The sequence below is a fragment of the uncultured Microbacterium sp. genome (genome assembly GCF_913776565.1).
In the GTDB taxonomy this organism is placed as follows: Bacteria; Actinomycetota; Actinomycetes; order Actinomycetales; family Microbacteriaceae; genus Microbacterium.
Window position 1 is genome coordinate 1 of record NZ_CAJYPF010000034.1, and the last position, 9,649, is coordinate 9,649.

12 protein-coding genes are annotated in these 9,649 nt (G+C 71.3%); 6 read left to right on the forward strand and 6 right to left on the reverse strand.

Translation table 11 applies throughout. From position 1 onward, the window contains the following. Positions 1–219: 219 nt before the first annotated feature. On the reverse strand, positions 220–621 hold the full coding sequence (locus tag QZ433_RS02090; protein ID WP_295779784.1) for a hypothetical protein: 402 nt from the start codon (positions 619–621) through the stop codon (positions 220–222). A 102-nt stretch (positions 622–723) separates the two neighbouring features. On the opposite strand from QZ433_RS02090, the gene QZ433_RS02095 reads away from it, so the two are divergent. From QZ433_RS02095 to QZ433_RS02110, 4 genes are all read left to right on the forward strand, one after another. Beyond that, a complete protein-coding gene (locus tag QZ433_RS02095) occupies positions 724–1,398 on the forward strand; it encodes a YqaJ viral recombinase family protein (protein ID WP_295779785.1) in 675 nt (224 codons plus the stop codon). A 98-nt stretch (positions 1,399–1,496) separates the two neighbouring features. Next, complete coding sequence (locus QZ433_RS02100; protein WP_295779786.1) at positions 1,497–3,191, forward strand: MDR family MFS transporter; 1,695 nt, start codon at positions 1,497–1,499, stop codon at positions 3,189–3,191. Between the two features lie 4 nt (positions 3,192–3,195). Next, the gene (locus tag QZ433_RS02105) at positions 3,196–3,657 is read left to right on the forward strand and encodes a MarR family transcriptional regulator (RefSeq protein WP_295779787.1); all 462 of its coding nucleotides are present in this window, start codon (positions 3,196–3,198) and stop codon (positions 3,655–3,657) included. 150 nt (positions 3,658–3,807) lie between these two features. Beyond that, the gene (locus QZ433_RS02110) at positions 3,808–4,827 is read left to right on the forward strand and encodes an NADP-dependent oxidoreductase (RefSeq protein ID WP_295779788.1); all 1,020 of its coding nucleotides are present in this window, start codon (positions 3,808–3,810) and stop codon (positions 4,825–4,827) included. On the opposite strand, the gene QZ433_RS02115 is transcribed toward QZ433_RS02110, so the two are convergent. Further along, positions 4,828–5,712 (reverse strand): LysR family transcriptional regulator ArgP, encoded by an 885-nt coding sequence (locus QZ433_RS02115; RefSeq protein WP_295779789.1) that lies wholly within the window; start codon positions 5,710–5,712, stop codon positions 4,828–4,830. Between the two features lie 70 nt (positions 5,713–5,782). Between QZ433_RS02115 and QZ433_RS02120 the strand changes: the two genes are divergently transcribed. Both QZ433_RS02120 and QZ433_RS02125 read left to right on the forward strand, forming a co-directional pair. After that, positions 5,783–6,427, forward strand: coding sequence for a LysE/ArgO family amino acid transporter (locus tag QZ433_RS02120; protein ID WP_295779790.1), 645 nt, complete (start codon positions 5,783–5,785; stop codon positions 6,425–6,427). Between the two features lie 28 nt (positions 6,428–6,455). Then, the gene (locus QZ433_RS02125) at positions 6,456–6,731 is read left to right on the forward strand and encodes an acylphosphatase (protein ID WP_295779791.1); all 276 of its coding nucleotides are present in this window, start codon (positions 6,456–6,458) and stop codon (positions 6,729–6,731) included. Here the strand turns inward: QZ433_RS02125 and QZ433_RS02130 are convergent. From QZ433_RS02130 to QZ433_RS02145, 4 genes are all read right to left on the reverse strand, one after another. Then, positions 6,728–7,771, reverse strand: a complete 1,044-nt coding sequence (locus QZ433_RS02130) for a DUF561 domain-containing protein (RefSeq protein ID WP_295779792.1) — start codon at positions 7,769–7,771, stop codon at positions 6,728–6,730. The two genes, QZ433_RS02125 and QZ433_RS02130, sit on opposite strands and share 4 nt — an antisense overlap. Positions 7,772–7,776: 5 nt before the next feature. Beyond that, positions 7,777–8,568 (reverse strand): amino acid ABC transporter ATP-binding protein, encoded by a 792-nt coding sequence (locus QZ433_RS02135; protein ID WP_295779793.1) that lies wholly within the window; start codon positions 8,566–8,568, stop codon positions 7,777–7,779. Then, positions 8,555–9,220 (reverse strand): amino acid ABC transporter permease, encoded by a 666-nt coding sequence (locus tag QZ433_RS02140; RefSeq protein ID WP_295779794.1) that lies wholly within the window; start codon positions 9,218–9,220, stop codon positions 8,555–8,557. The genes QZ433_RS02135 and QZ433_RS02140 overlap by 14 nt, the downstream gene beginning before the upstream one ends. 99 nt (positions 9,221–9,319) lie before the next feature. Further along, a partial coding sequence (locus QZ433_RS02145) for a transporter substrate-binding domain-containing protein (protein ID WP_295779795.1) occupies positions 9,320–9,649 on the reverse strand: 330 nt, incomplete at its 5' end.

Genomic DNA, 9,649 nt, shown 5'->3' on the forward strand with positions numbered 1-9,649 from the left:
GCACCTGGGGAGGAACGTGTGCGGCATCGACGGCCACCCATTCGAACCGCAGGCGATGAGCGAAACCGCACGTATTTGCCCGCGAGCAGATGCGGTCTCGACGACGGCGTGCGGTCTCGCCGGTGGATGGGCGCCGGATGGGCGGGCGAGCGCCGGGTGAAGGCCCGACGACGACGCGGCGGGCGGGCGGGCGGCGGGCGGCGGGCACGCCGCCTCGCCTCACGACACGCGCGGCTCGGGCAGGAGGGCGCGGGTCATGCGGACGATGCGCGACGGGGTCCGCGCGCCCAGCCATACCGTGCACACGGCGTCGTCGCCGCATGCCCACTCCGCGCACCAGGCGTGGATCGCCTGCGCGAGCCGTTCGCCGCGGGGGCGCAACTCGCCGTCGAGCGTCCGGTCGAGCCAGCTCACGCGGCCCTCGCCCGCGTCGATCACGCCGAGCTGCGCGGACCCGCAGACCTCGACGACCACGGTGAGGTGCGCGGCGGGAGACAGCGCGGCCGCGATCCTCTGCATCTCGGGCACATTGCCCGCATCGCCGCCGAGCAGCACTGCCCCCTCGAGATCGCTCCACAGGCCGCCGTCGGGGCGGCGCAGCACGCGAGGGTCGAGAGCCATGCGAACAACTTAGGTCACCCTTACCTGGACCACAAGACCCCGGATGCCGACGCGCCGCGCCTCGCAGGCGCTCCCGAGCGTCGCGGGGTTAGGGTCGAACGCATGTCCCCCGAGCTCGTCGCGTCGCGCAGCGCCGACCTCGATGCCCGGATCGTGGCCGACTCCCGCGATCGCGTGGCGTGGATCCGCGCGCGGTCGCGCGGCATCACCGCAACCGACGTCGCGACGCTCACGAGCGCGAACGCCATCTCGCGTGCGGCGGATGCCAAGCTCATGGGCTCGAACTTCTCGGGCAACGCCTTCACGGCGCACGGTCGTCGACGCGAGCCCGAGATCGCCGCCTGGGTGGCGGCGACGCACGGCATCCGCCCCTCTTCCGCGCTGTACCACGCGGTCGTCGAGAAGCGCCACCTGGCCACCCCCGACGGCGTCGTCGTCGACGGCGAGGGACGCATCGTCCTCGCCGAGATCAAGACGACCAACAAGGCGTGGCGGTCCATCCCCAAGACGTACATGCGGCAGATCTGGTGGCAGCAGCACGTCCTCGGCGCCGAGCGCACCCTCGTGGCGTGGGAGCAGCACGACGGGTTCGTCCCCCTGCATGACGAGCCGCGCTGCCAGTGGGTCGACCGCGACGAACGCGAGATCGCCAAACTCGTGGGCCTCGCGACCTCGCTGATCGACGAGCTGTACCGACGGACCATGGAGGCGCGCCGACCGGCACCGGTCCGCCCGGACCCCTCGGAGAGGTATCGCGCGCTCGCTCTGCTCGATTAATGGTTGACGCAAGTCAAGTAAGAGGCGTATCGTTGACATCAGTCAACTAATCGCGCCATCGTCGTCGCGGCATCCGTCCCCCTTCCGTGGAGCTCCGCATGACAGCCACTACGTCCGACGCGCCCGCCCAGCGGCGCGTCCTGCCGGCCCTGATCGGCCTGCTGCTCGGCACTTTCGTGTCGATGCTCGCCTCGACCGTCGTCTCGACGTCGCTGCCCGTCATCGTGCACGACCTGTCGGGCGACCAGAACGCCTACACCTGGGTCATCACCGCGACCCTGCTCACCACCGCGATCTCGACCCCCATCTGGGGCAAGCTCGCCGACCTGTTCAACCGCAAGGTGCTCATCCAGATCGCCATCGCGGTCTTCGTCCTCGCCACCGCGGCCGCGGGCTTCTCGCAGAACACCGACATGCTCATCGCCTTCCGCGCCGTGCAGGGCCTGGGCGCCGGTGGACTCGCCGCCCTCAGCCAGGTGATCATGGCCGACATCATCAGCCCCCGCGAGCGCGGCCGCTACATGGGCCTGTTCGGCGCCGTGATGGCCGTGGCGACCGTCGGCGGCCCCCTGCTCGGCGGCGTCATCACCGACGCGTTCGGGTGGCGCTGGAACTTCTTCGTCGCCCTGCCCTTCGCCGTCGCCGCCCTGCTCATCCAGCAGCGCACGCTGCACCTCCCCGTCCGCGCGAAGCGCGCGGTGAAGATCGACTACCTCGGCATCGTGCTGCTGTCGACCGCCGTGTCGCTGCTGCTGATCTGGGTCACCAACGCCGGCAAGAGCTTCGACTGGGCGAGCGTCGAGACCCTGCTGATGGTCGGCGGCGCCGTCGTCGCCGCGATCCTGTTCGTCGTCGTCGAGCTGCGCTCGTCCGAGCCGCTCGTGCCGCTCACCCTCTTCCGCGACGCCACCTTCACCCTCGCCACGATCGCCTCGATCGCGACGGGCCTGGCGATGTTCGGCACCTCGGTGTTCCTCAGCCAGTACATGCAGATGGCCCGTGGCGCCACGCCCACCGAGGCCGGGATCATGACCATCCCGATGATCGGCGGTCTGCTGGTGTCGTCGATCGTCGTCGGCGCGCTGATCTCGCGCTTCGGCCGGTGGAAGCCGTTCCTCATCGCCGGCGGCATCCTGCTCATCGCCGGATCGTTCCTGCTGTCCACCATCCATTACGACACGAACTTCGCGCTCGTCTCGGTCTACATGGCGCTGCTCGGGGCCGGCGTCGGCATGACGATGCAGAATCTCGTCCTGGTCGTGCAGAACACCGCGAATCCCGCTCAGATGGGAGCGGCGAGCTCGGGAGTGACCTTCTTCCGCAGCCTCGGCGGCACCATCGGCGTCTCGGTCATGGGCGCGGCGCTGGCGAGCATGGCGACGAGCCTCTTCACCGACCGGGCCGACGATCTGCGCACGGCCATCATGGGCCTGGGTGCGGGCGGCGCCGCGGTCGCCGAGAGCCTGCAGTCGGGCACGATCCCGCAGGTGTCGATGCTGCCCGAGAGCGTGCGCGTGATCGTCGAGGACATCTACGCGCAGTCGATCGCGCACTCGTTCCTCATCGCGGTGCCCGTCGCCGTGGTCAGCCTGGTCGCGATCCTGTTTCTGCCCAATCGTCCGCTCACCCGCATGACCACCTCCGAGCGGGTCGCGGCGAGCGAGGCCGACCTCGCCACGGTGTCAGTGCCCGAGGCCATGGCCACCCTCTCGGCGACCGGCACGGTACGGACGCAGGATGCCGGATCCCCGCGCCGTGCCCACGACGACGCTCGGATGGGAGAGGATGTCTGACGTGATGAGCGACGTGGACGAGGACCGCCGTGCAGCCGTGCACGCCCTGGAGTCGTCGTTCTCAGAGTTGATGACCGTGTTCCGCCGCTTCGTCTCGGAAGCGGCGGAACGGGTCAGCCCCGGGATGCTCCCCGCGACGTTCAAGGCCCTGTCGGTCGTCAGCCGCTTCGGTCCGCTCACTCTCTCGGCGCTGGCCGAGCGTCTGGCCGCCGACAAAGGCTTCCTCAGCCGCGGGATCAGCGAGCTCGAGGACCTCGGACTCGTCACGCGCACCCCCGACCCGAACGACGGTCGTTCCCGCCTCATCGCCGTGACCGAGCTCGGCCACGCGCGCCTCGCCGAAGCACGGGCTCCGCATGAGAGCCGCCTGTTCGAGGCCATCGCCGACTGGTCCATCGACGACATCCGCCACCTCTCGACGCTGCTCCACGCGCTCGCGGTGGGGGAAGTGCCCTCGCGCGACTGAGCGGCGCCCGACCGTGGGGCGCGGCATCCGGGGAACCGGGCTTCGCGCCACGGTGACGGAGCCGAAACACCGCCGAGACAATGGCGCGCTTAGCTGGGTTCACGCGCGGCGGAGTCGCCGCGTGGCGGCCCCGGCGAGAGAGAGCGCACGATGAGATTCCGATCGACGCGTCCCGAGACAGCCCTTCTCCCCGCTCCGGCGGTGCCCGAGTCCATGAGGGCCGTGGTGTTCGATGATCCCGGCTCGCCCGAGGTGCTGCGCACGGCGCAGGTGCCCGTGCCCACACCCGTGCTGAGCGAAGTGCTCGTGCGGGTGGTCGCCGCGGGCGTGAACCCCATCGACGCCAAGACGCGCGCGGGCCGCGGCCTGTCGGCGGCGATCGAGCACGGCCCGTGCGTCCTCGGCCTGGACGTGAGCGGCGTGGTCGTGCGCACGCCCTTCGACGCGCACCCGTTCCCGGTGGGTACCGAGGTGTACGGCATGGCGGCGGTACCCCGCACGCCGGGAGCGTACGCCGAGTACGCCGTGGTGCCCACCCTCTCGCTCGCGCGCAAGCCCTCGTCGCTCTCGCACGTCGAGGCCGCGGGCGTCCCCGTCGCCGCACTCACGGCGTGGGGGGTCGTCGTCGAAACGGCCCTCGCGCACCAGGGGCAACGCATCCTCATCCACGCCGGCGGGGGCGGTGTGGGCCACTTCGCGGTGCAGTTCGCCGCGTATTTCGGCGCCCACGTCATCGCCACGGGTTCGGGGCGCACCCTGGACTGGCTGTCGGAGCTCGGCGCGGCACAGGTCGTCGACTACACCTCCGAGCGCTTCGAGGACGTCGTGGAGCCCGTCGACGTCGTCGTCGACCTGATCGGCGACGTGGCGGACGACACCGGCACCCGCTCGCTCGACGTGATCAAGCCGGGCGGCCTGCTGATCGAGGTGCCGACCGGTGCGTGGCCGGGGTTCCGCGAGGCCGCCGCGGCCCGCGGCATCCGTTCCACGGATTACAAGACGATCCCCGACGGCGGGGCGCTCGCGACGATCGCGCGCCTGCTCGACTCCGGCGCGGTGCGCGCGTACGTGGATCGCGTGTTCGACCTGGCCGACGCCGCCGCGGCCCACGCCGAGCTGGAGCGGGGCCATACGCACGGGAAGATCGTCCTGCACGTGAGCGACGACTGATCACGCGGCGAGACGGCGACGCCCCTCGTCGACGACCTCGTCGGCCACCTCGTCCAAGAGGGGCGAGGTGAGGTTCCACCGCTGCCAGAACAGCGGCACGTCGATCGGGTCGGCGGCGAGCCGAACGAGGGATCCGGTGGCGAGGCCCCGCTCGGACTGGAAGCCGGGAAGCAGCCCCCAGCCCAGACCCAGTTCGATCGCCGTGGCGAAGTCCTGCGAGGCGGGCACGCGATGCCGCGGCGGCGCCGCGGCCGAGACGCCGCGCCGCGTGAGCCACCGGGTCTGCAGGTCGTCGCGGCGGTCGAAGTCGACCAGCGGCGCGTCGGCGAGCGCCTCGGCGTCCGCGCCGCGGGCGAACCAGCGGGCGGCGAAAGCGGTCGTGGCGACCGCCTCGTAGCGCAGGATGCCGAGCCGGCTCACCCGGCATCCCGCCACCGGCGCCTCGCGCGAGGTCACCGCCGCCATGACGGTGCCCGACTCCAGCAGGCCCGCCGTGAAGTCCTGGTCGTCGCGGTGCAGGTCGAAGACGACCTCGCGCCGCGCGGCGACGCGCGCCAACGGCGGCAGGAACCACGTCGCGAGCGAGTCGGCGTTCACGGCGAGCGGAAGGGATGCCACGGCCCCGCCCTCCGCGCCGATCGCGGCGAGGGCGTCGTGCTCGAGCAGCGCGAGCTGTCGCGCGAGACGCACCACCGCGTCTCCGGCCTCAGTCGCCCGGACGGGCTTGGAGCGCACGAGCAGGACCCGCCCGAGCTGGTCCTCGAGCGTGCGGATCCGCTGACTCACCGCGGACGGGGTTACGCGCAGCCGACGGGCGGCGGCATCCAGGGTCCCTTCCTCCACCACCATGGCGAGGGTGCGGGCGAGATCGAGCGGGATCGACATGAAGCGATGCTAATGGCCCTGCAGAATCCTGAGCTGTGCTTCTTTTGCGCCGCACCCTATCGTCGTCGATGTGCTGCCCTCCGTCGTCGCCGGTCTCGGACTCGGCTTCTCGCTCATCGTCGCCATCGGCGCCCAGAACCTCTTCGTGCTGCGCCAGGGCATCCGTCGCGAGCACGTCCTCGCCGTCGTCGTGGTGTGCGCGGTCTCGGACGCGGCCCTGATCCTGCTCGGGGTCTCGGGAGTCGGTCTGGTGCTGCAGGCCGTGCCGTGGCTGCTCGTCGCGGTGCGCTGGGCGGGCGCCGCCTTCCTGCTGGGCTACGCGCTGCTCGCGGCACGGCGAGCCGTGCGGCCGACCGGCCGGACGTTGCACGTCGACACCGGCTCCCCCTCCCCCGCCGTGGGGGCCGTCGCGGTGCGCAGCCGGACCGGGCTGACCGCGACCGTGGCGACCTGCCTCGCCCTCACCTGGCTCAACCCGCACGTCTACCTCGATACGGTCTTCCTGCTCGGATCCGTGGCCTCGACCCACGGCGACGGGCGGTGGGGTTTCGCGCTGGGCGCGAGCCTGGCGAGCCTGGTGTGGTTCGCCGCCCTCGGCTACGGGGCGCGCTACCTCGGGCGCTGGCTCGACACCCCACGCGCGTGGCGGATCGTGGATGCCGTGATCGCGATCGTCATGCTCGTCCTCGCCGTGTCGCTGGTGCTGCCGCACTGACGTCCGCCACAACACCGATGATGGAGTGATGAGAACGGTGACGATCACGGTCAGCGGCCGCGTCCAAGGTGTGGGTTTCCGCTACGCCCTGCAGCGCGAGGCGATGCGGCGAGGAGTCGCCGGGTGGGTGCGCAATCGGCGCGACGGCCGAGTCGAAGCCCGCCTCGCCGGTGACGCCGACGCCGTCGAGGATGTCATCGCCTGGGCGCACGACGGGCCGCCCGCGGCAGCGGTGGACGACGTCGACTCGCTCGACGAGGCGGCCGAGGACGCGACCGGTTTCGAGATCCGACCGACAGCCTAGGCGGGAACGCCGGCCCGGAGCTCGGCCAGCACGTCCGCCGCGTCGTCGAAGCGCGTGAGCCCCGCCGCCTGGCCGGCCCACAGCGACAGCAGTTCCGCGTCGCCCGACGCGGCGGCGGCCTGACGGAACACCCCGGTCAGCCAGTTCTGCGCGGGGAACGGCGCGATCTCGCCCGCCGCCTCGATCCTTCGGACGGCCTCGTTCGGGATGCCGCGCGCCATCCTGCCGCTCATCGCCCGGGTCAGGACGGTGTCGGTGTCCGCCGCCCGCGCGATCGCCGCACGATGCGCCGCCGTGGCCGCCGACTGCCGCGTCCGCAGGAACGCGGTCCCCACCTGCACGCCCGCGGCACCGAGCGCGAAGGCGGCGGCGACGCCGCGCCGGTCGGCGATGCCGCCCGCGGCGATCACGGGCACGCCGACGGCGTCGACCACCTGGGGCACGAGGGCGAAGGTCCCGACCAGCGAGGCGGCCGGATCGCGAAGGAACGACACGCGGTGGCCCCCGGCCTCCATCCCCGTCGCGACGATCGCGTCGACCCCCGCCGCGTCCAGCGCGACGGCCTCGGCGACCGAGGTGGCGGTGCCGACGACGCGGATGCCACGCTGTCGCGCGCGGGCGAGGATGCCGGCATCCGGGATCCCGAACACCAGGCTCAGGACGTCGGGCCGCGCCGACAGGACGGCGTCCAGCTGATCGTCGACGTCCGGCAGGAACGCCGCGGGAAGGGCGGGCCGCGCCACGCCCGCGCGAGCGAAGAGCGGCTCGGCGGCGTCCAGGGCCGCCGTCGCGTCGACGGTGTCGGGGGTGACCTCGTCGCCGCGCGGCATCCACAGATTCACCGCGACCGGGCGCGCGGTCGCCGCCCGCAGCGCGGCGACGGTGTCGTGGATGCGCTGCGGTGAGTATCCGTACAGGCCGAACGAACCGAGACCTCCGCCGTCGCTGACCGCGGCGGTCAGAGCCACCGACGACAACCCGCCGAACGGGCCGAGCACGACGGGGGTGTCGACACCCAGCAGGTCGGTCAGGCGGTTCATAGCGCTCAGGACGGGTCGGGACCGTCGAGGGGTCGCAGCAGACGGTCGAGGAAGCGGCGCGTGCGCTCCTTCTGCGGCTGGGTGAACAACCGCGCGGGAGCCCCGCGCTCGACGATCACCCCACCGTCGAAGAAAAGGACCTCATCAGCGACCTGCCGGGCGAAACCCAGCTCGTGCGTGACGATCACCATGGTCCAGCCCTCGTTCGCGAGCTCGCGCAGGACCGTCAACACCTCGCCCACCAGCTCGGGATCGAGGGCGCTGGTCGGCTCGTCGAAGAGCAGCAGCTGCGGTTCGAGCGCCAAGGCGCGGACGATGCCGACGCGCTGCTGCTGTCCGCCCGACAGCTCCGAGGGGTAGGCGTCGCGCTTCTCGGCGAGACCCACGCGGGCCAGCAGCCGCTCGGCCCGGGCGACGGCCTCGGCCTTGGGGACGCCGTGCGCCTGCACCGGTCCCTCGATGACGTTCTGCAAGACCGTCAGGTGCGGGAACAGGTTGTGATGCTGGAAGACCATCGCGGAACGGTCCCGCAGAGCGGTGCGATCGGCCTTGGAGACCTTCTGCGCGAAGTCCACGCGCGGTCCCCCGTCGAACGCGACCACTCCGGCGTCAGGCGTCTCGAGGCCGTTCAGGCAGCGCAGCACCGTGGTCTTGCCCGAACCCGAAGGACCGATCAGCACGAGGACGTCGCCGCGGCGCACCTCGAGGTCGACGCCGGCGAGGACGCGGTTGCTGCCGAAGCTCTTCTCGAGCCCGCTGACGGCGAGCAGGGGGGCGGTGGGGTCAGTGGGCGACATGGCGGTCCAACCTCTTCTCCAGGGCGTTCTGAGCGAACGACAGCACGAGGCAGAACAGCCAGTAGATCAGCGCCGCCTCGAGATAGACGGCCATGAACTCGTACGAGAAGGCCGCGATGTTCTGCGCCTGCCGGAACAGCTCCGACACCAGGATCAGGGATGCCAGGGAGCTGTCCTTGACGAGCGAGATGAAGGTGTTCGACAGCGGCGGCACCGACACCCGAGCGGCCTGCGGAAGGATGATGCGCGAGAGGGTCTTGCCGCGCGACAGCCCGACGGTGTGCGCCGCCTCCCATTGACCCCGCGGGACCGAGAGGATCGCCGCGCGGATGACCTCGGCCGCGTAGCCGCCGACGTTCAGCGAGAAGGCGATGATCGCGGCGGGGAACGGATCGATCGTCAGGCCCACCGCGGGCAGACCGTAGAAGATCACGAAGAGCTGCACCAGCAGCGGCGTGCCGCGGATGATCGAGATGTAGAAGCGGGCGATCCCCGACAGCACGACGTTGGGTGAGAGCCGCAGCAGCGCCATCAGCAGGGCGATCACCAGACCGATGGCGAAGGATGCCAGCGACAGCGGGATCGTGCCCGTGATCCCGGCCAGGACCATCGGCCAGAACGAATCCAGCAGCAACGTCCATAGGTCGTTCATGGGCCTCCTCTTGCCTGACGGACGAACACGCGGATCATCCGCCTCTCACGCTAGGGGGTGCGAGGCGGATGATCCGCGGGGTTTACAGGGCGCGGACGCTCACTGCGTGACGTCGGCGCCAAAGTACTTCTCGCTGATCTGGGTCAACGTCCCGTCGGCACGCAGCTCCTCGAGGGCGCCGTCGACGGCCTCGGCGAGCTTGTCCTGCCCCTTCTTGAACGCGAAGGCGCTCTCGGAGGTGTCCTCGGTCTCGGCCGCGATCTTCAGGCCCGTCGGGCTGTTCGTCTTCTCGTAGTCGAGGTAGGTGAGCTGGTCGTTGATCGTGGCATCCACGCGGCCCTGCTTGAGGAGGGCGACCGCCTGGGCCCAGCCCTCGACGGCCTCGACCTGAGCGCCGCTGGAGGTCGCGAGCTCGTACCAGTTGCTCGT